This window comes from Acinetobacter sp. ASP199 (assembly GCF_022700675.1).
Lineage (GTDB): Bacteria > Pseudomonadota > Gammaproteobacteria > Pseudomonadales > Moraxellaceae > Acinetobacter.
On sequence record NZ_CP062182.1, the window covers coordinates 657,355 to 675,742 of the forward strand.

Annotated in this window: 21 protein-coding genes and 1 pseudogene; 14 read left to right on the top strand and 8 right to left on the bottom strand. The window is 43.5% G+C overall.

All coding sequences use genetic code 11. The features are described 5' to 3' along the window. The first annotated feature begins 1 nt into the window (after window position 1). The 4 genes from IHE35_RS03070 (at window position 2) to bfr (ending at window position 5,087) form a co-directional block, all read left to right on the top strand. Entirely contained in the window at window positions 2–988 is a 987-nt protein-coding gene (locus IHE35_RS03070) for a cell division protein ZipA C-terminal FtsZ-binding domain-containing protein (RefSeq protein ID WP_242789261.1), read from the top strand. 94 nt (window positions 989–1,082) lie between these two features. Next, entirely contained in the window at window positions 1,083–3,122 is a 2,040-nt protein-coding gene (ligA, locus tag IHE35_RS03075; RefSeq protein ID WP_242789262.1) for an NAD-dependent DNA ligase LigA, read from the top strand. Between the two features lie 170 nt (window positions 3,123–3,292). Next, window positions 3,293–4,267: a 23S rRNA (adenine(1618)-N(6))-methyltransferase RlmF gene (rlmF, locus tag IHE35_RS03080; RefSeq protein ID WP_242789263.1), complete on the top strand. Its 975-nt coding sequence runs from the start codon at window positions 3,293–3,295 to the stop codon at window positions 4,265–4,267. A 355-nt stretch (window positions 4,268–4,622) separates the two neighbouring features. Then, window positions 4,623–5,087, top strand: a complete 465-nt coding sequence (bfr, locus tag IHE35_RS03085; RefSeq protein WP_004811213.1) for a bacterioferritin — start codon at window positions 4,623–4,625, stop codon at window positions 5,085–5,087. Between the two features lie 34 nt (window positions 5,088–5,121). Here the strand turns inward: bfr and IHE35_RS03090 are convergent, their stop codons facing one another. From IHE35_RS03090 to IHE35_RS03105, 4 genes and pseudogenes are all read right to left on the bottom strand, one after another. Next, the gene (locus tag IHE35_RS03090; protein WP_242789264.1) at window positions 5,122–5,370 is read right to left on the bottom strand and encodes a hypothetical protein; all 249 of its coding nucleotides are present in this window, start codon (window positions 5,368–5,370) and stop codon (window positions 5,122–5,124) included. Window positions 5,371–5,899: 529 nt separating this feature from the next. After that, a pseudogene (gene rluB / locus IHE35_RS03095) lies at window positions 5,900–6,802 on the bottom strand (23S rRNA pseudouridine(2605) synthase RluB); the annotation flags it as partial. Between the two features lie 41 nt (window positions 6,803–6,843). Beyond that, a complete protein-coding gene (gene scpB / locus IHE35_RS03100) occupies window positions 6,844–7,434 on the bottom strand; it encodes an SMC-Scp complex subunit ScpB (protein ID WP_076753141.1) in 591 nt (196 codons plus the stop codon). Then, window positions 7,431–8,225, bottom strand: coding sequence for a segregation/condensation protein A (locus IHE35_RS03105; protein ID WP_242789265.1), 795 nt, complete (start codon window positions 8,223–8,225; stop codon window positions 7,431–7,433). The genes scpB and IHE35_RS03105 overlap by 4 nt, the downstream gene beginning before the upstream one ends. 450 nt (window positions 8,226–8,675) lie before the next feature. Between IHE35_RS03105 and IHE35_RS03110 the strand changes: the two genes are divergently transcribed. Together IHE35_RS03110 and IHE35_RS03115 are read left to right on the top strand one after the other, a co-directional pair. Continuing rightward, a complete protein-coding gene (locus IHE35_RS03110; RefSeq protein WP_242789266.1) occupies window positions 8,676–9,245 on the top strand; it encodes a hypothetical protein in 570 nt (189 codons plus the stop codon). 19 nt (window positions 9,246–9,264) lie between these two features. Next, window positions 9,265–9,726, top strand: coding sequence for a hypothetical protein (locus IHE35_RS03115; RefSeq protein ID WP_242789267.1), 462 nt, complete (start codon window positions 9,265–9,267; stop codon window positions 9,724–9,726). 7 nt (window positions 9,727–9,733) lie between these two features. Here IHE35_RS03115 and IHE35_RS03120 read toward each other — a convergent pair whose 3' ends face one another. From IHE35_RS03120 to IHE35_RS03130, 3 genes are all read right to left on the bottom strand, one after another. Then, window positions 9,734–10,006, bottom strand: coding sequence for a hypothetical protein (locus IHE35_RS03120; protein WP_242789268.1), 273 nt, complete (start codon window positions 10,004–10,006; stop codon window positions 9,734–9,736). A 35-nt stretch (window positions 10,007–10,041) separates the two neighbouring features. Next, complete coding sequence (locus tag IHE35_RS03125; RefSeq protein ID WP_242789269.1) at window positions 10,042–10,659, bottom strand: L-threonylcarbamoyladenylate synthase; 618 nt, start codon at window positions 10,657–10,659, stop codon at window positions 10,042–10,044. An 86-nt stretch (window positions 10,660–10,745) separates the two neighbouring features. Beyond that, a complete protein-coding gene (locus IHE35_RS03130; RefSeq protein WP_242789270.1) occupies window positions 10,746–11,408 on the bottom strand; it encodes an elongation factor P hydroxylase in 663 nt (220 codons plus the stop codon). A gap of 99 nt (window positions 11,409–11,507) precedes the next feature. Here IHE35_RS03130 and IHE35_RS03135 point away from each other — a divergent pair, with 99 nt between their 5' ends. The 6 genes from IHE35_RS03135 (at window position 11,508) to lysM (ending at window position 15,291) form a co-directional block, all read left to right on the top strand. Continuing rightward, a complete protein-coding gene (locus IHE35_RS03135; protein WP_004811191.1) occupies window positions 11,508–12,065 on the top strand; it encodes a YceD family protein in 558 nt (185 codons plus the stop codon). Between the two features lie 77 nt (window positions 12,066–12,142). Further along, window positions 12,143–12,325: a 50S ribosomal protein L32 gene (rpmF, locus tag IHE35_RS03140; RefSeq protein WP_004279227.1), complete on the top strand. Its 183-nt coding sequence runs from the start codon at window positions 12,143–12,145 to the stop codon at window positions 12,323–12,325. Between the two features lie 233 nt (window positions 12,326–12,558). Continuing rightward, the gene (gene fabD / locus IHE35_RS03145) at window positions 12,559–13,545 is read left to right on the top strand and encodes an ACP S-malonyltransferase (RefSeq protein WP_242789271.1); all 987 of its coding nucleotides are present in this window, start codon (window positions 12,559–12,561) and stop codon (window positions 13,543–13,545) included. Then, a complete protein-coding gene (gene fabG, locus IHE35_RS03150; protein ID WP_242789272.1) occupies window positions 13,542–14,276 on the top strand; it encodes a 3-oxoacyl-ACP reductase FabG in 735 nt (244 codons plus the stop codon). The genes fabD and fabG overlap by 4 nt, the downstream gene beginning before the upstream one ends. Window positions 14,277–14,362: 86 nt before the next feature. Then, window positions 14,363–14,599, top strand: a complete 237-nt coding sequence (acpP, locus tag IHE35_RS03155) for an acyl carrier protein (RefSeq protein WP_004646101.1) — start codon at window positions 14,363–14,365, stop codon at window positions 14,597–14,599. A gap of 185 nt (window positions 14,600–14,784) precedes the next feature. Beyond that, window positions 14,785–15,291, top strand: a complete 507-nt coding sequence (lysM, locus tag IHE35_RS03160; RefSeq protein WP_242789273.1) for a peptidoglycan-binding protein LysM — start codon at window positions 14,785–14,787, stop codon at window positions 15,289–15,291. 89 nt (window positions 15,292–15,380) lie between these two features. On the opposite strand, the gene IHE35_RS03165 is transcribed toward lysM, so the two are convergent. Next, entirely contained in the window at window positions 15,381–15,848 is a 468-nt protein-coding gene (locus IHE35_RS03165; protein WP_242789274.1) for an Lrp/AsnC ligand binding domain-containing protein, read from the bottom strand. 139 nt (window positions 15,849–15,987) lie between these two features. On the opposite strand from IHE35_RS03165, the gene IHE35_RS03170 reads away from it, so the two are divergent. Together IHE35_RS03170 and alr are read left to right on the top strand one after the other, a co-directional pair. After that, window positions 15,988–17,247 (top strand): D-amino acid dehydrogenase, encoded by a 1,260-nt coding sequence (locus tag IHE35_RS03170; protein ID WP_242789275.1) that lies wholly within the window; start codon window positions 15,988–15,990, stop codon window positions 17,245–17,247. A gap of 24 nt (window positions 17,248–17,271) precedes the next feature. Then, window positions 17,272–18,384, top strand: coding sequence for an alanine racemase (alr, locus tag IHE35_RS03175; protein WP_242789276.1), 1,113 nt, complete (start codon window positions 17,272–17,274; stop codon window positions 18,382–18,384). Window positions 18,385–18,388: the final 4 nt, after the last annotated feature.

Genomic DNA, 18,388 nt, shown 5'->3' on the forward strand with positions numbered 1-18,388 from the left:
AATGGAAATCACTACTATTCTCGGGATTGTTGTAGCAGTCGTGATTATGCTCTTGGGCATTAGAATGATCATGAAAAAACCTGCTGATGCAGCACCATCATTGGAATCGGAATTACATATTGATCCGGACAGCCAGACCCCGGTTATTCCGCGTCATGTGCGTGCCCAGTTGTCAGCACAGGAAGCAGAAGCACAACGCGTTGAACCAAGCCTAAATGCAGAGACGGTTGCAAGTACAGTACCAACAGAACAAAAAGAAGCAGCGAAAGTAGAGCCGACACTGACTGAAACAGCCCAGCCTGTAGCCAAAGCTGCAAGCCCACTGGATACGCCAATCATTGAAGAAGCTGAACCAGAGGTTGCAAAAGTTGAAGTAAAAGAATCATCTGCTGAAGAAGAAACTAAGACTGAAGCACCTGTTGTAGTGGAAGCCAAGCCTGCTGAATTTAGCCTGAACAGCAATATTGAAAAAGCTGAAATTTCTGACTTTGAGGATGAAAGTAGCATTCTCGATGCGCATCTGCATGAACAGAAAGTAGTGGATGATGAATGTGCTTTAGCGAATGCAGAAATGATTATATCGCTCAGTGTGATTCCACAGGGCCGGGTACTCTCTGGTGATAAAACCCTGAAGGTTTTGCTGAAATACGGCCTACGCTATGGTGAGCTGGCGTGTTTCCATCGCTACAGCGAAGATGGTTCTAAACTGCTATTCTCGGTATTGCAGATTACAGATACGGGTATGGAAGGCTTTGATCTGGAAACTTTGTCAACTGAAGAGGTTAAAGGTCTGGCATTCTTCCTGGCATTACCACATAGCGATGTGCAAAATGCCTTTGATACCATGGACAGCATTTCACGTCTGATTGCCCGTGAAGTGGATGGTATTGTCTATGATCAGAACCAGCAGGAATTTACCCCACAATTGCGTGAATTCTGGCGTCATCAAGCCATTGATTATCGTGCGGGACAGCCTGCCGAAGTCTAAGTTTTTGTATTGAAACTGGACATTTCGATTTTTATAATAGCCAAAACTGAAGAATATACAGGGCGGGTTTTCCGCCCTTTTTTATGGTGAAACTATGACCCAGGAAAGCACTGTCATTGCGCAAATGCGCCAGCTGATTCAACTGATTGCCAAGCATAATCACGCTTATTATGTAATGGATCAGCCGACGATTGAGGACAGTGAATACGATCAGCTCTTTCATCAGCTCAAAGCCCTCGAAGAACAATATCCAGCATTGGTGCAACCGGATACGCCGACCAACCGTGTCGGTGGTCAGCCTTTGGCAAAATTCATGACTGTGACGCATGCTGTACCAATGCTGTCTTTAGGCAACGTATTTAATAAAGAAGATTTATTTGCCTTTGCCCGCCGTATTGAAGAACGTTTGCCAAATCAGAAGATCGAATATGATGTCGAGCTGAAATTTGATGGTCTAGCCATTTCCCTGTGGTATGAGCACGGTGTACTGGTACGTGGTGTAACCCGTGGTGATGGTGAAACCGGGGAAGATATTACCCAGAATGTGAAAACCATCCGTAACCTGCCAAAACTATTATGTGAAGGGCACTGTAAAGTACCTGATTTGCTGGAAGTGCGCGGTGAAGTCTTGATGCCGAAATCGGGCTTTGAGAAACTGAATGTAGCGAACTTAGCCAAAGGTGAAAAGACTTTTGCCAATCCACGCAATGCCGCTGCTGGTAGCTTGCGTCAGCTGGATCCAAACATTGCCTCATCACGTCCATTGGCATTCTATGCCTACGGTATTGCGCAATGCGTGCCGCATCATGGTCAGACCACGATGTCAGCTAGTCTGGAATGGCTACAGCACTTTGGTTTCGCCGTGGGTGAACGCCATTTCATTTGCGATAGTATCGAAGAAGTACAGCAAGTCTATGAGCAGATCATTGAGGAACGTCCAAACCTCAGTGTTGAAATTGATGGCATGGTGATCAAGGTCAATGACCTGAAACAGCAAAAGCAATTGGGCTTTTTAAGTCGTGAACCACGCTGGGCAACGGCTTATAAATTTCCTGCGGTTGCAGCACTGACGACAGTTGAAAATATTGACTGGCAGGTGGGGCGTACCGGGACTTTGACTCCTGTCGCACGCTTGAATCCTGTCGCAGTGGGTGGCGTAACGGTTTCCAATGTGACCTTGCATAATATTGGGGAAATTCACCGTCTGGATGTCCGGATCGGGGATACGGTCAGCGTTTACCGTAGTGGGGACGTAATTCCTAAAGTTGAAAAAGTCTGGCCAGAATTCCGTCCGATTGACGCAGTTGAAGTACATCTGCCAGAAAACTGTCCGGTGTGTGGTTCCCCTGTAGTGATGCCAGAAGGTGAAGCACTGGCACGCTGTTCAGGTGAACTCTATTGTGCTGCACAGCGCATTGAGACCATTCGTCACTTTGTGTCACGTAAGGCCATGGATATTGAAGGCTTGGGTGATCGTTGGGTAGAATCTCTATTACACCTGAATCTGCTTAAAGATGTGGCCGATATCTATCACCTGCATGAGCATCGTGATCAGCTACTGCAAATTGAGAAAATGGGTGAGAAGTCTGTTCAGAACTTAATAGATTCTATTGAGAACAGTAAGAAAACTACATTGGCTGCATTTATTTATGCATTAGGTATTCGTGGTGTTGGTGAAACCACGGCACGTATGTTGGCAAATACCTTCCAGACTTTAGAGGCATTAAAAGCTGCTGATTTAGAAGCATTGAAGAAAACGCCTGATGTCGGTGATATTACCGCTGAATGGATTCTGGATTTCTTTCAGGCATCACATAATCTGGAAGTGTTAGATCGTCTGTTGGCGGCAGGTATTCACTGGGATGCACCAATTGCACCAACACGTCAACCACTCAATGGCGAAAGCTGGGTCGTAACTGGAACATTAAGTTCTATGGGACGAGATGAAGCGACCCAGCTTTTACAAGCCTTAGGCGCACGTGTGAGTGGCAGTGTGTCGAGTAAAACCAAATGTGTGGTTGCAGGTGAGAAAGCTGGTTCGAAGCTGGATAAGGCCGAAAAACTCGGTGTCGCTGTGATCAATGAAGAACAGTTTATTGCCTTAATGAAAGAGTATGGTCAACTTCCTGCTTAATCGATCTTCAGCATGAATTAAAAAAGACATCCTCGGATGTCTTTTTTAATGGCTTGATTGGGTGGGGATCGTCATGATGAACTGAATTCACGTACAATATTGATCTATTGACAGGTATTGAACCTGTTTTCTCAGATGATTCTATTCTCCCGTTAATAATTGGCATACCCATGGCGCAAGCAAAGAAAACTTTTCCGCAACAAAAATCGGAACTACATGCACGCAACCTGCATCGCAGTCGTTACGATTTTCCTCAGTTAATCAAGAGTTGTCCGGAACTTGCACCTTTTGTTAGCCCAAATCAATATAACGATCTTTCAGTCGATTTTTCTGATCCACACGCTGTGAAAATGCTCAATAAAGCATTGCTTCAGCATTTTTATGGCATTCAATATTGGGATATTCCAAAAGATTTTCTTTGCCCACCGATTCCGGGTCGAGCGGACTATATTCATTATTTGGCTGATTTGTTGAGTACCAACAACAAAGGTCAGATTCCAACAGGTCATAAAGTTCAAGTCTTGGATATTGGGGTGGGGGCAAACTGTATCTATCCCATCATTGGGCGTCAAAGCTATGGTTGGAAATTTGTCGGCTCAGACATTCATTCTACATCCTTTAAAAGTGCTCAATTTATTGTGGAAGCGAATCCAAATCTAAGAAAAGGGATTCAGATTCGATTGCAGAAGAACTCAAGCAATATTTTCAAAGGTGTGATTAAACCCACAGATCGTTTTGATTTGACGATGTGTAACCCGCCATTTCATGCCTCGCAAGATGAAGCAAATGCCACAGCAACGCAAAAATTAAGAAAACTTGGCAAGCCGGTTGATCAGACGAAGGTGGTGTTAAACTTTGGTGGTCAAAAAAATGAACTCTGGTGTGACGGTGGTGAAGAACGCTTTGTCTGCCAAATGGTACAAGAGAGTATACAGTTCGCTGAGCAATGTTTGTGGTTTAGTACATTGGTGTCCAAGAAAACCACATTGCCTGTGCTGTTAAATGCATTGCGTAAGAGTGGAGCAGTGGATGTGAAAACCATTAAAATGACACAGGGGCAAAAAGAAAGTCGTTTTGTTGCGTGGACGTTTTTAGATGCAATGCAACAGCAAGCATGGAAAAATACATATTGGACGTTAGCTTAAGCTTATTTTCGCTGGGGAATACAGAGTTTGTCGGTGCAGACGAAGATTTGGCTTGTTTATCATCAATAAACAAGCTTAATTTTTCTGATTGGAGGATGTGAGGCCGATCTGTTGGCATGATTTTGATCTGAGTTACAAAAAACAATACTTGCTAAAAGTCCTATGATTTTGTTCATCTCAGCTGAGTACTGAGTGCAAGATATTGTTTTATAAATGGGAATTTATTCAAATAAAACTGTAAATGCAAGTGCTTCTCATTTTAATTGTTTAAAAATCATATATTTACAAAAATTTTATTTTGCAAATCCAGATGATTTTCTCCATAATAAGCCCATACAGGTAGGGAGTTATAAAAATGCGTGGTAATCCAGAAGTCGTAGATTATTTAAATATGTTGATCGGTGGCGAACTGGCTGCTCGCGACCAATACCTGATCCATTCTCGTATGTATGAAGATTGGGGCCTGACCAAAATCTTTGAACGTATTGATCATGAAATGCAGGAAGAAGCACAGCATGCGGATGCTATTATTCGCCGTGTTCTGTTCCTGGAAGGCACACCTAATATGACCCGTGATGATGTAGAAATCGGTGAAGATGTGGTGAGCTGCCTGAAAGCCGACCTGAAACTGGAATATGAAGTTCGTCAAAAACTAGCAACAGGCGTGAAACTCTGTGAAGAAAAGGGTGACTACGTGACCCGTGACATGCTACGCCAGCAAATGTCAGATACAGAAGAAGATCATACCTACTGGCTTGAAAAACAATTACGCCTGATTGAGCTGATTGGTTTGCAAAATTATATTCAGTCCCAGATGTAAGATTCGAAAAATCCCGCCAGTTGAGCGGGATTTTTTATTTTCGATGATGCATGTGTGGAAAATGTTGCTTTAAATGATGACGGATTTCTGCTTGGGTCTTGGGGCTAAATTGACTTAAATCTAAGTCATGCACCTGCTTAGAGCAATGAAAACGCAGCAATGTGAGTTGCGAGTCATTCTGTGGAGGAATAGCAATATATTCTATGCATTGGATGTGATCTAAATGCACAATAGTACGGATTCGATAGCGTTTCACATACCAAGCCAGTTCATTGGTAGACATTACTAATCTGCGTTGTAGTTTATAGTGTTGATAGATCAGAAAAAGACTGATGACGATGAGCGTGGCATAACTAAAAGGTGTATTGAGTACCATATTCGGTGTATGTCATAGATCAGCATAAAACTGCAGATCACTCAAAGGAAGTGGATTGTGGTCAGGACTACTCTTTTGCCAATAACTATAATTGATGAGGCTACATAGCAATACCAATTGTAATGGAAAACCAAATCGTGTCCATATGGGCAATGCCTTGGGCTTAAAGCTAAGCATATGTGTTGTCTTATATTGTTGTTCTAAATGTTTAGCTCAAAAATAGAGCCACCGAAGTGACTCTATTTTAATCCGTTTTTAAGGGATATTAAAACTTGTTAAAGCCTTTGTTCAGGCCATAAGGGCGACGTGGAGCATTTTCATCACGTTCTTCACGTCGGCCAAAACCTGGTTCAGGACGATTGTCACGGCGTACAAACTGAGTACCATTCTGGTTTTCACGACGACCAAACTGTGAGCCGGCTTGATTATTATCACGACGGCCAAAACCACCTTCACGACGTTCACGGCCAGTATTCGCTGCCGGTTCATCACTGTCACGGCGCTGCTGACGCAGGAAACCACCACGGCGTGCTGCCATAGGCTTTTCCTGCATACGCTCAGAACGGCGTTTTGCCATGCCGTACAAGCCAGTACCTTGACGTGGTTTAAGTTCAACAGCTTTTGCCAGGTTATCGATGTCCTGTTTGTCCAGTTCAATCCAGCGGCCAGTACGCAGTTCACGTGGAAGAATCACTGTGCCATAACGGGTACGTAACAGACGGCTTACTTTCAGGCCTTGTGATTCAAAGATACGACGTACTTCACGGTTACGACCTTCTTTTACCACCACTTGATACCAACGGTTGATCCCGTCACCACCGAGTTCAGAGAATGATTCAAATTTTGCCGGACCATCATCCAGTACTACACCTTTGAGCATGTTATTTTTCAGCTCAGGCGTTACCTCACCCATGACACGAACCGCATATTCACGTTCGATTTCATTGGAAGGGTGCATCAGACGATTTGCCAGTTCACCGTCATTTGTGAAAAGTAGCAGACCGGTTGAGTTAATATCCAGACGGCCAACCATCACCCAACGATCGCCTTGAATCGCAGGCAGGTTATCAAATACGGTAGGACGTTGTTCAGGATCGTTACGTGAACAGATTTCGCCTTCAGGCTTATAGTAAATCAGCACGCGACGACGGATTTCGTCCTCAATCTGGAATTGTACCTTACGACCATCGATGCGAAGCTCATCACCTGGTTCGATACGTTCACCCACTTGGGCAACTTGCCCATTCACACTTACACGACCAGCGGCAATGACTTCTTCCATATAACGGCGAGAACCCAAACCAACACGTGCAAGCACCTTTTGCAATTTTTCACTCATGACAGCATAACCTTAGAAATAATTATCAACAGTTCACCTATTTATGACTTCGGTGCATTTGCATCGAGGGCCATAAAAGCTTCCTTGGCATCCTGCAGGGGAGGCAATTGGCCTAAACTGGTTAAGCCAAACGCATTTAAAAATTGTGGCGTTGTCACTAACAACGCAGGTCTTCCAGGGAGTTCACGAAAGCCAGATTCTTTAATCCAGTTCCAGTCAAACAGCGAACGCAAAATCTGACTGTTATTCGTGACACCACGAATTTGTTCTATATCTGCCCGGGTCACCGGTTGGTGATAGGCAATCACGGCCAACGTTTCAAGTAGTGAAGGAGACAAGCGCGCTGGTCGCTCGGGCCATGTCTGAGCAATAATATTACGATATTTCGCACGTACTTGAAAACGGAAACCTTGAGCAGTTTCAATCAGTTCAATCGAACGGCCATGCATCAGCATAGACAGTTGCTGCAAGTACTGACGTAGTTCCTGCTTGGTATATCGATCCTGAAAAGCTTCTTTTAAGCGTGCCAGAGACACCGCTGAATCACTCGCAAAAATGATGGCTTCCAGCTGCATTAAAACATCATGCAAATTGTCTTCCGCTGTGAGGACTGAGCTGTGGTCAATGGTCATAAAGATGCTCCCTGAATTGCGAGCGGGGCTTCAATGCCTGTAGCAATAATCTGAATTTTTTGTTGGCGCGTCAGTTCCAGAACCGCCATAAAGGTGACGACCATGCCCATACGGCCTTGGCTTGGTTTGAGTAAATCTGCAAAGGAAAGCACTTCGCCAGTTTCCAGGCAGCTTTCAATATAGGCAATACGCTCTTCAAGCAGCACCGGCTCCTGTTGCACCTGATGAATCACCGGCTCAGGACGGTTAAAGATACACAGCAGGGCATCACGCAGCAGATCGACGTTATGACCTTCATTCGGTTGAATAAACTCGCCCAGACTGACATTGGTCTCAAATGTATCACGCTCAAGCACACTCATCTGGTTCAGGCGTTCTGCGGCTTGCTTGATCCGTAAATAATTTTCCAGACGATCAATCAGTTCCTGTTTTGGATCTTGCTCCGTCGCAGTAATATTTTTTGGTTTTGGAAGAAGCAAGCGGGATTTGAGATCTGCCAATAGTGCTGCCATGACCATATAGTCTGCGGTCAGTTCAATATTGAGCGACTTCATCGCATCCATATAGGACAGGTATTGGGCAGCAATCGGCGCAATGTCGACTTGCAGCAAGTCGAAGCCATTTTTTTGGATCAGGTAAATTAAAAAGTCGAGCGGGCCTTCGAAATGCTCTAACAGGATTTCAAACGCTGAAGGAGGAATATAAAGATCCTCAGGAATCGTCTCCTGCCATTCATCCAGAACACGGATGTGCGGAGTAGGTTCCATCATATTATGGACGCTTTGATTCATATACAGTTGTTGGCCACGCGAATTTTCAAAGGCATGAAGGCTGATTCTTCGATATCACATCGAAAGAAAAAGCATGTAAAAAGTTGATCTTAGTGTACTCGAAAAATACCTCTAAATAAATTAGATATGCGTTTAGATACAAAAAAACAGTAGCTTTTACGGCTGTTCTTCGGTTTTTGATCATATCGAATACGGGGATGCCTTTCTGAAGTAAGGATTCAGAGGAATGAAGTGAAGTTCCAGTTGGGTTTGCAAGCTTTAAAATTGATCATGAGCACTGATAAATATGGGAACTCAGATCAGGAAAAAATCATTCTTTAGCAGCAACTAAAAAGTATATTTATTGAAAATAAACCTTAAAAACAGATATCTATCGTTTAAAAAATATTCTAATATCTCAGAAAAATATACCGATAAATAAAACAACTAAAAACTGGACTGATGATCAATATGCCTATTATTGTGATATTTGTTGCGGTGATCAGCTTGGGGATATTCTGGGCTTATCCAAAATATGAAATGATGCAACTGGAAGACCAAGCACGTCAGCAGCTTCAATCAGGTAGGTTTGCTGAATTAGAAGCTCAATACAAACCACTCCTTCAGAGAGAAAAAGTAGACTTTTCAGTTCTGGATCAGTATCCGAATATTCGCTTTTATACGCGCAGGCTTGAAGATGAAAATAAAAAACTTTCTGTGAAAAGTGAGCAGAATGTCAAAAATATAGCCTGTGATTCTGTTGAGGCTTTTCAAAACTTTGATCAGAAGTCTCGAACTGCAGTTCTAAATGTGATCGAAAAAGACCAAATTGTCTTTCATATGAATGTCAAAAATAAATTTGGGATAGACATGATGCAACATCAGCAAAAACTTTCAGACTGTCCAAATTTTGTCAGATTGAGAGCATTAAAGGTAGGGGAGGAATATGTCCCACCACCTAAAGAAAATCAGCAAGTAGACATGGTCGCACCTGCGGTAAGTACATCGGTTGCAGAAGAAGCTGCACAACCTCTAAGCTAAAAAAACTACGGATAAAAATATGAATATAAAATTTGTTGTTGTTGGTCTTTTAATTATTGCCGGACTATTTTTCGGCACTGAAAAATATTGGGAACATGAATTTCAACAGCAGGCACGTGAAACTTTGAAAAAAGTTCATATGGATGCACAAACCAAACAGCGATTGGAAAATAGTGGTCTGCCCATCTCTGGAGATATTCTGAATCAGTACCCAAATATTATTACCTACATGAAATTAACCACTTTAGCGGATGATCAATTATCGACAGAGATCCAGAAACATGTACAACAACTTGGTTGTATGCAGGTCGACCTGTTGCAAGGTCAGGAGCCGGATTTGGTGAAAGCTTATATCGTGGTGCTTGAAGAAGATCAGGTTGCATCCACCTATACCATCCAAAATAAATTTGGGAAGCCGGTTTTTGAATATAAGCAGGTCTTATCGGAATGTCCGAATTTTACGAAGTTGCGTCAGTTATAAAGATTTTCTAAGTTTGTTCTTTTAGGGCATATTCAATAATACGCTGGCAGGTGTCTGCTAGACAAAGATTGTTTTTTGAATAAAGGTTCAGCAGTTTTCTTGTCATCGCAACTTCAAGAAAATACTGGTACTCAATATTGTCGATATTCAGACTTAAGTCAGGCTTAGAATTCTTTTCGATAGAAATTGCCTTAGATTCTAACGTCCAAGGCAGTTTGACGTAGATCAGATGATTGGCAGGAAATTCATTTAAGTTTAGAAGGAGATAAAACAGATTCACCTTATTTCCTCCTGAAACTGAATTAAAACGTTTTTTTATTCAAAAGCACTTACATCACCGACACCACGGCGAATCACTTCAGGCTGATCACCGGATAAATCTACGATAGAAGTCGTACTTAATGTACCTAGCCCACTATCAATAAATACATCGATGCGTTTGCCGAGCTGCATTTCAATCTCGTATGGATCATCCATTGGATCAGTCTGATCTGGCAGAATCAGGGTCGAAGTCAGCAGTGGTTCACCCAGTTCTTGAAGCAGCATCTGACACACGGGATTGCTGGGAATACGTAAACCGATGGTTTTTTTCTTCGGATGCATTAAACGTTTAGGTACTTCACTGGTAGCGGGAAGAATAAAAGTAGTAACAGCAGGCGTATTATTTTTCAGCAAACGATATACGGCATTGTCCACTTTGGCATAGGTCGCAATGTCCGATAAGTCACAGCAGAGAATGGCGTATTGATGCTTTGGACCTAAACCACGAATCTGGGCAATGCGTTCCATAGCCTGTTTATTCCCGATCTGGCAGCCAATTGCATAAGCTGCATCGGTCGGATAAACAATCACATCACCGGCACGGATACGTTCCACTGCCTGGCTGATTAAACGTGGTTGGGGGTTGTCTGGGTGTACGCGTAAATGTAACATAAAATCTGCCTCCGATCCTGTGCTGACTTTATTATGAGATTGCCTGCGAAAAACATGCAATCCCAATAACGGTAAATTTGTATAATTTAATCAAGCATTTCACGAATAAATTCGTCGGATTGTAAACTTTTGCCATTCCGTGTGCAGGCACAGATACAATCAATAAAATATTTTGCATCACGAGGTAGTTTGGCTTCACCATTAAAATAACGTTGTACCTGCGCATAGACATTATCTTTAAAGCTGCTGCCATTGCCGCCTTCACCCGTCAGGTTATCTAAAGATACCCGGAATTTGCGTCCAAAGGCTTTGGCAAACATCCACTCGATGGCTTGCGGCTTGATTTCTACCTGTTCAAATAAAGCCTGCTGTTCCTGCGTACGACCATCTGGTGCATACCAATAGCCCAGATCTGGCAATAGACGACGCTTGTCACCGGCAATGGTCCAGTGGCTGATCTCATGCAAAGCACTATTAAAGAAACCGTGCGCAAATTGAATGCGGGCAGGGGTATCTTCAGTGGCGGGGAAATATTCTGGTTCAAAATCACCACGGACTAATGTGACATTTAGGTGGGAAAACCAGTGATTAAAGTGTAAGATGAGCCAATCAACCTGTTCTGCTTCTGACGATAAATTCGCCCACGGTAAGCGTTGCACTTGCTGTAGTGAGCTGTCAGAATCCAGAGTTGAAAGTGTGCTAACGAGTGATGAAACATTCACTTCTGTTTGCGGCTGCAACAGATGCATGACTGAAATTACCCAATTGGTCTGTCTAAAAATAAGTACAAAATTGTATCTTAATCTTTGACAGAGTTCTGATGAATTTGTAGAATTGCCGCCTTAATTATGTCAGCAAATACCTTTCCGGCACAGATTGAGCCGTTTAAATGGGCTGAACAGGGCTTTAAATGGTCAGGTCAACTGCCTTTATCCCGCTTTGTTCGTATTGCTCGTGAAGCTGTTGGATCAATTGATGATCAATTGATTAACATAGACTGTAAGCTATCAATGGATGCTTATCATCGCATTGTGTGGCTCGATGGCCATGTTGAAACGAAGGTTCCAATGGAATGTCAGCGTTGTCTGGAAACCGTTGAGATTGAACTCGTTTCAGATTTTCATCTTGCCCTTGTGGATGACGAATCACTGATAGAGCGCTTGGATGAGGATGCTGATTTCATCGTCTTAGGTGAAAGTGAAGCAACGACGAAAGGTTCATATGATGCACCTGCCACCGCTGATTTACTGGCACTCATAGAAGATGAATTGTTATTGTTGATGCCGTTGTCTCCTAAGCATGATGTTTGTGAGCATAAGCATCAACCCGCTCAAGAAGAAGTTGTTGAAGAAAAACGGGACAATCCGTTTGAAGTTTTGGCAGCTTTGAAGGGTAAACTTAACTAATTTTTGTGTTATACTCATACGTATAAGACAATCGAATTTGTTCTGATCCATTTTTTCGATATTTGTAAGGAGCCATCATGGCCGTTCAGCAAAACCGTAAAAGTCGCTCTCGCCGTGACATGCGCCGTTCACATGACGCTTTAACTGAGAATGCATTAACTGTAGACCAAGCTACTGGTGAAACTCATCGTCGTCACCACGTATCTAAAGATGGTATCTACCGTGGTCGTCAATTATTCGCTAAAGCATCTGCTGAATAATTGATGATGTATTAAGCGTCAAGCTTGATAGAAAAATTGGGAGCGTTAAGCTCCCTTTTTTTGTTTGTAACTTTTGGACTCTATAATAAAGTCGGGCTTTTTGTTGTATTTGGCAATTACCCCAGCCAAAATTACGTGCTAAATTGCGCTCCACAATGAGTTAGGTGGTATTTAGCTGTTAATTTTCATCAATTCTGTGAAGATTAGCGCCTCTTAATTGAAAGGATTTTATTATGTCTGCTAAACAACTCGAGCAAGCAGCTCAGGCAACCAAAACTGCATTTGTATTCCCGGGTCAGGGATCGCAGAAGGCGGGCATGCTCGCTGAACTGGCTGAGCAGTTTAGTAGTGTACGTGACACATTTGCCGAGGCATCTGAAGCAGTAGGCTTCGATCTGTGGCAGATTGCGCAAAGTGGTGAAGGGCTGAACCAGACTGAATTCACTCAACCGGTCCTTCTGACTGCATCAATTGCTTTATGGCGTGTATGGCTGGAACTGGGTGGTGTAGCACCGAAGTATCTGGCTGGCCATTCTTTAGGTGAATACAGTGCGCTGGTTGCGGCGGGTGCTTTAAGTCTCGGTGATGCAGTTAAACTGGTGAACCTGCGCGGTAAGCTGATGCAAGATGCAGTACCACAAGGTGTGGGTGCAATGGCGGCAATTCTGGGTCTGGAAGATGCTCAAGTTGTTGAACTTTGTGCACAGGCAACAGCAGTTGGTAAAGGTTCGGTTGAAGCAGCCAACTACAATGCCAAAGGTCAGGTCGTTGTTGCAGGTAATAAAGATCGTGTCGATGCGGTGATTGAGCTGGCAAAAGAAAATGGTGCTAAAGCGATCGCATTGCCTGTATCTGTTCCATCACACTGTTCATTGATGAAACCTGCTGCTGAACAGTTTGCTACGGCTTTGGAACAAACTGCCATTGAGCTACCACGTATTCCTGTAATACAAAATGTGGGCGCAGAAATTGCGACAGATGTAAATGCATTACGTCAGGCACTGACTGCACAATTGTATGAATCTGTACAGTGGACTAAAACCCTGCAGTTCCTTCAAGACGAAGGCGTTGCATATATCGTGGAATGCGGTCCGGGGAATGTACTTGCCAATATGGCGAAACGTTTACCAAATATCGAAAAAGCACTTCCACTGGATACTCAATCCCGTCTGGAAGATGCATTGAACACCGTATTGGTGGCAGAAGGGAAAATTGCATGACACAGGAACGTAAAGTTGCCTTGGTGACAGGTGCAAGCCGCGGCATTGGTGCTGCAATTGCACAACAATTAATTCAGGATGGCTACTTTGTGGTAGGAACTGCCACTTCTGAAGCAGGTGCTGAGAAATTATCTGCACAATTTGCTGAAAATGGTGCGGGTAAAGTATTAGATGTACGTGATGGCGCAGCCATTGATGCACTGGTGACTGACATCGAACAGAACTATGGTCCAGTCCTTGCGTTAGTGAACAATGCGGGTATTACCAAAGATAACCTGTTGCTGCGTATGTCGGAAGATGACTGGGACGATATCCTGAACATCCATCTGAAAGCAGTTTATCGACTTTCTAAGCGTGTTCTGAAAGGTATGACCAAGGCACGTTTCGGTCGCATCATTAACATCAGTTCTGTGGTGGCGCATTTTGCTAACCCGGGTCAGGCGAACTATTCTGCTGCCAAAGCAGGTATCGAAGCGTTTAGCCGCAGTCTTGCCAAAGAAATGGGTAGCCGTCAAATTACGGTAAACTCTGTGGCACCAGGCTTTATTGCGACTGAGATGACTGAACAGTTAAGTGAAGAAATTCGTAAGAAAATGAGTGATCAAGTGGCATTAAACCGTCTCGGTGATCCACAAGATATCGCAAATGCCGTAAGTTTCTTGGCTTCTGACAAGGCAAGTTACATTACAGGTACTGTAATTCACGTAAATGGTGGTTTATACATGAGCTAAGGGGCTTAAGTATAAACTTTCCAAATTTTTTAGATTCAATTAAACTAACGGCATTAAAAACGCCACAAGCAATGAGGAGAATTCCTGTGAGCGATATCGAACAACGCGTTAAGCAAGCGGTTGCAGAACAACTTGGTATCAAAATCGAAGAGATTAAAAACGAAGCATCTTTCATGGATGACTTGGGTGCTGACTCTCTAGACCTAGTTGAACTGGTAATGTCTTTCGAAAATGACTTCGACATCACGATTCCTGATGAAGATTCTAACGAAATCACAACTGTTCAATCTGCGATCGACTACGTTTCTAAAAAACTTGGTTAATTGTTGATTCTTAGCTCTGCTAAGCCTAAAGACCACCGCAAGGTGGTTTTTTTGTGTCTGGGTTTTGGTGAGTAATCACTTACATTCATTAACATGAAGCTTACCAATGCTTAACTTTTGCTCCGGTGAATTCCGCTATAAACAATAGGGAGATAAAAATCAGACAACAATAAAGGGAGTATTCCATGGGTATTTTTGATTTTGTAAAAGGTATAGGTAAGAAAAATACCGCAGCGGCAGAGCCGCAACAGACACCTGCTGCAGAACAAGCACCTGCAGCTGCACCTAAAGCAGCTCCGGCAGAGCCATCGGCACAAGAAATTGCCAACAAGTTATTAGGTCATATCAAGTCACTTGGGTTGCCAGTTGCGGGCTTATCGGTGACTTATAATGGCACGACAGATCTGGCAACGATCAAAGGACAGGTTCAAAATCAGGCGGATCGTGAAAAGATTATTCTGGCTGTTGGAAATATTGACCATGTGGCCAAAGTTGATGATCAGTTGACTGTAACAAGCCCAGAGCCTGAGAGTAAATTTTACACGGTAAAATCGGGCGATACCTTGTCGAAAATTTCTAAAGAATTTTATGGCGATGCTAATCAGTACAACAAAATTTTTGAAGCTAACCGTCCATTATTAAAAAATGCTGATGATATTTTCCCTGGTCAGGTCCTGCGCATTCCTCATTAATATTTTTTGAACTTTCAGATTTTTCACATTAACGGTTCATGGCAGGGCTCCTTTTGGGAGCTTTGTTGTTATTGTCGGTCATTAGGGCTTTAAATACCGACATCCAGATATAGCGTTTCTTTTACTTCCTCCATCACCACATAACTATGTGAGGAAGCGGAAGAAGGTAGTTTCTTTAATAAATTACCCAGCAGACGACGATAAGCACTCATCTCTTTCAGGCGTGCTTTGACCAGATAATCAAAATCTCCAGAAATTAAATGACATTCCAGTACCTCAGGAATTTCACTCAGGTCTCGTGCGACCTGTTCAAATACATCACCGGATTTGGCTGAGAGTTTAATTTCCAGGAAAACCAGCAGGTTCTTTTCCAGTTTTTCCGGATTTAACCGGGCATGATAACCCATGATGATGCCATCGCGTTCCAGTCGCTTGACGCGCTCAGAACAGGGTGTGGTGGACAGATTTACACGCGCTGCCAGTTCGCTGATGGCAATCCGTCCATCGCGTTGCAAAATATCCAGAATCATACGATCAATACGGTCTAATTTGCGCATTCATTATTCCCTTAATTTTTTAAAATCGCGCGAGAAATCTAGTGGATTCACTGAATATATTACTTCAAAACAGTGAAATTCACTATTGATCCAAAAATATACTAGGTAAATCGACTAGAAGGATTTTGAGGGTAAGGCAATGCGTGTTTTGGTCTTAGGTAGTGGTGTCATCGGTGTAGCAAGTGCCTATTACCTGGCACAGCAAGGTGCAGAAGTCACTGTACTGGACCGTCAGACTGGCCCTGCTGAAGAAACCAGTTTTGGTAATGCAGGCCAAATCTCTCCGGGCTATTCGACACCGTGGGCAGCACCGGGCATTCCGTTCAAAGCAGTAAAATGGATGTTCCAGCATCACGCACCCTTGGCGATTAATTTAGATGGCAGCATGTGGCAGTTAAACTGGATGGCGCAAATGCTGAAAAACTGTAATCCAGCCAGCTATGCCATTAACAAAGAGCGGATGACCCGTGTGGCGGAATATAGCCGTGACTGTTTACGTGAATTGCGTAAAGAAACAGGGATCAGCTACGAGCATCGTTCCAAAGGTACTTTACAAGTATTTCGTAATGAAGCCCAGTTAGAGATGGTGCAACGCGATATCGCCGTATTGCAAGAATGTGGTGTACCGCATGAATTATTACTGGGAGCTGAGCTGGCAAAAGTTGAACCGGCTTTGGCGCATGCTCAAGATAAATTGGTCGGCGGCTTGCATTTACCCAATGATGAAACCGGTGATTGCTATTTATTTACCAATGCCTTAGCCAATGTTGCCAAAGAATTGGGCGTAAAGTTCAAGTTTAACCAGCATGTAGAGCATCTGCTCACTGAAGGTGATGAAATTAAAGGTGTTGTTGTTAATGGTCAGGTATTAACAGCGGATAAATACGTGCTGGCATTTGGTAGTTATTCACGTGATTTTTTGAAACCGCTGGATCTGGATTTACCAGTTTATCCTGTAAAAGGCTATTCACTCACGATTCCAATTGTTGATGCCAATTTTGCACCGCAATCTACGGTGCTAGATGAAACCTATAAGATTGCCATCACTCGCTTTGACCAGCGCATCCGCGTTGGTGGTATGGCTGAGTTAAGTGGCTTTAACCATAACTTGAAAGATAATCGCCGTGCCACTTTGGAAATGGTGACTCAGGAATTATTTCCGGGCGGTAATTTGGCAGAAGCGAGCTTCTGGACCGGTCTGCGTCCAATGACGCCAGACAGTACGCCAATTATTGGCGCAACGCGTTTTAAAAATCTGTTCCTCAATACCGGACATGGCACTTTAGGTTGGACCATGGCCTGTGGTTCAGGCAAGTTGATCAGCGATATTGTGCTAAATCATAAAACCGAGATTAGCACGGAAGGGCTGTCACTCGGGCGCTATTCACACGCGGCGTAAATTTGCTGTTTCAAGGAAGAATCTATGCCACGTCCAATTCAAGCTGTGGTGCATTTAGATGCACTGCAGCATAACCTGAACATTGCCAAAGCCTCTGCTCCGAATGCTGAAGTATATGCTGTGGTCAAAGCCAATGCTTATGGGCATGGCATTGAGCGGGTTTATCCTGCATTTCAATCGGCAGATGGTTTTGCCTTGCTGGATTTGGCTGAAGCAGAATGTATAAGAGCAATAGGCTGGCAAGGTAAAATTTTATTGCTAGAAGGTATTTTTGCTGCCGATGACTTGGAAGTCTGTGCGAATTTAAACCTCAATTTTAGTGTGCATAGTCAGCATCAAATTGAGTGGTTAAAGCACTTCCAGCAGATCAATCCAGATGCAAAATTTGATGTGTATTTAAAGCTCAATAGCGGTATGAACCGTCTGGGTTTTCAGGCACATGAATACGTAGATATTTTTAAGCAACTCCAGGCGCTGGAAAATGTCCGTTCCATTACCCATATGACGCATTTCTCGGATGCCGATGGCCAGCGCTTTGGTCAGGAAGGTATTGAGTACCAATATTCTCTTTTCCAGCAAATTACAGCGCCCCTAGCAGGTCAAACCTCCGTAAGTAATAGTGCGGCGATCTTACGCCATCATTCCAATATCCAGTCTGACAGTGTACGTAGCGGCATCATGCTTTATGGCAGTTCGCCTGATTATCCAGCCCATAGCATTGATGACTGGAACTTAAAACCAGGCATGAGTTTGCGTAGTGAAATCATTGCGATTCAGCATATTCAGGCTGGTCAAAGTGTCGGTTACGGTTCCAATTTTATTGCAGAACATGAAATGCGTATTGGTGTCGTAGCCTGTGGTTATGCCGATGGTTATCAGCGCATCAGTCAGACGGGTACACCAGTGCTGGTAGATGGTGTCAGAACGCAGACGATTGGTCGGGTCAGTATGGATATGCTCACTGTTGATCTGACTGCACTTCCTCAAACCAACATTGGTAGTGAAGTGGTGCTTTGGGGGAGGTCGGTTCACGGCACAGTTCTCCCAATCGATGAGGTGGCTGCTGGCTCAAGAACGGTTGGCTATGAGTTGATGTGCGCCATTACTGCACGCGTGCCGGTGCAGGTCGAAACCTGAAAAT

Coding starts and splice junctions, on each gene's coding strand:
- IHE35_RS03070 (WP_242789261.1), top strand. CDS start 2: ATGGAAATCACTACTATTCTCGGGATTGTTGTAGCAGTCGTGATTATG.
- ligA (WP_242789262.1), top strand. CDS start 1,083: ATGACCCAGGAAAGCACTGTCATTGCGCAAATGCGCCAGCTGATTCAA.
- rlmF (WP_242789263.1), top strand. CDS start 3,293: ATGGCGCAAGCAAAGAAAACTTTTCCGCAACAAAAATCGGAACTACAT.
- bfr (WP_004811213.1), top strand. CDS start 4,623: ATGCGTGGTAATCCAGAAGTCGTAGATTATTTAAATATGTTGATCGGT.
- IHE35_RS03090 (WP_242789264.1), bottom strand. CDS start 5,370: ATGTCTACCAATGAACTGGCTTGGTATGTGAAACGCTATCGAATCCGT.
- scpB (WP_076753141.1), bottom strand. CDS start 7,434: ATGACCATTGACCACAGCTCAGTCCTCACAGCGGAAGACAATTTGCAT.
- IHE35_RS03105 (WP_242789265.1), bottom strand. CDS start 8,225: ATGAATCAAAGCGTCCATAATATGATGGAACCTACTCCGCACATCCGT.
- IHE35_RS03110 (WP_242789266.1), top strand. CDS start 8,676: ATGCCTATTATTGTGATATTTGTTGCGGTGATCAGCTTGGGGATATTC.
- IHE35_RS03115 (WP_242789267.1), top strand. CDS start 9,265: ATGAATATAAAATTTGTTGTTGTTGGTCTTTTAATTATTGCCGGACTA.
- IHE35_RS03125 (WP_242789269.1), bottom strand. CDS start 10,659: ATGTTACATTTACGCGTACACCCAGACAACCCCCAACCACGTTTAATC.
- IHE35_RS03130 (WP_242789270.1), bottom strand. CDS start 11,408: ATGCATCTGTTGCAGCCGCAAACAGAAGTGAATGTTTCATCACTCGTT.
- IHE35_RS03135 (WP_004811191.1), top strand. CDS start 11,508: ATGTCAGCAAATACCTTTCCGGCACAGATTGAGCCGTTTAAATGGGCT.
- rpmF (WP_004279227.1), top strand. CDS start 12,143: ATGGCCGTTCAGCAAAACCGTAAAAGTCGCTCTCGCCGTGACATGCGC.
- fabD (WP_242789271.1), top strand. CDS start 12,559: ATGTCTGCTAAACAACTCGAGCAAGCAGCTCAGGCAACCAAAACTGCA.
- fabG (WP_242789272.1), top strand. CDS start 13,542: ATGACACAGGAACGTAAAGTTGCCTTGGTGACAGGTGCAAGCCGCGGC.
- lysM (WP_242789273.1), top strand. CDS start 14,785: ATGGGTATTTTTGATTTTGTAAAAGGTATAGGTAAGAAAAATACCGCA.
- IHE35_RS03165 (WP_242789274.1), bottom strand. CDS start 15,848: ATGCGCAAATTAGACCGTATTGATCGTATGATTCTGGATATTTTGCAA.
- IHE35_RS03170 (WP_242789275.1), top strand. CDS start 15,988: ATGCGTGTTTTGGTCTTAGGTAGTGGTGTCATCGGTGTAGCAAGTGCC.
- alr (WP_242789276.1), top strand. CDS start 17,272: ATGCCACGTCCAATTCAAGCTGTGGTGCATTTAGATGCACTGCAGCAT.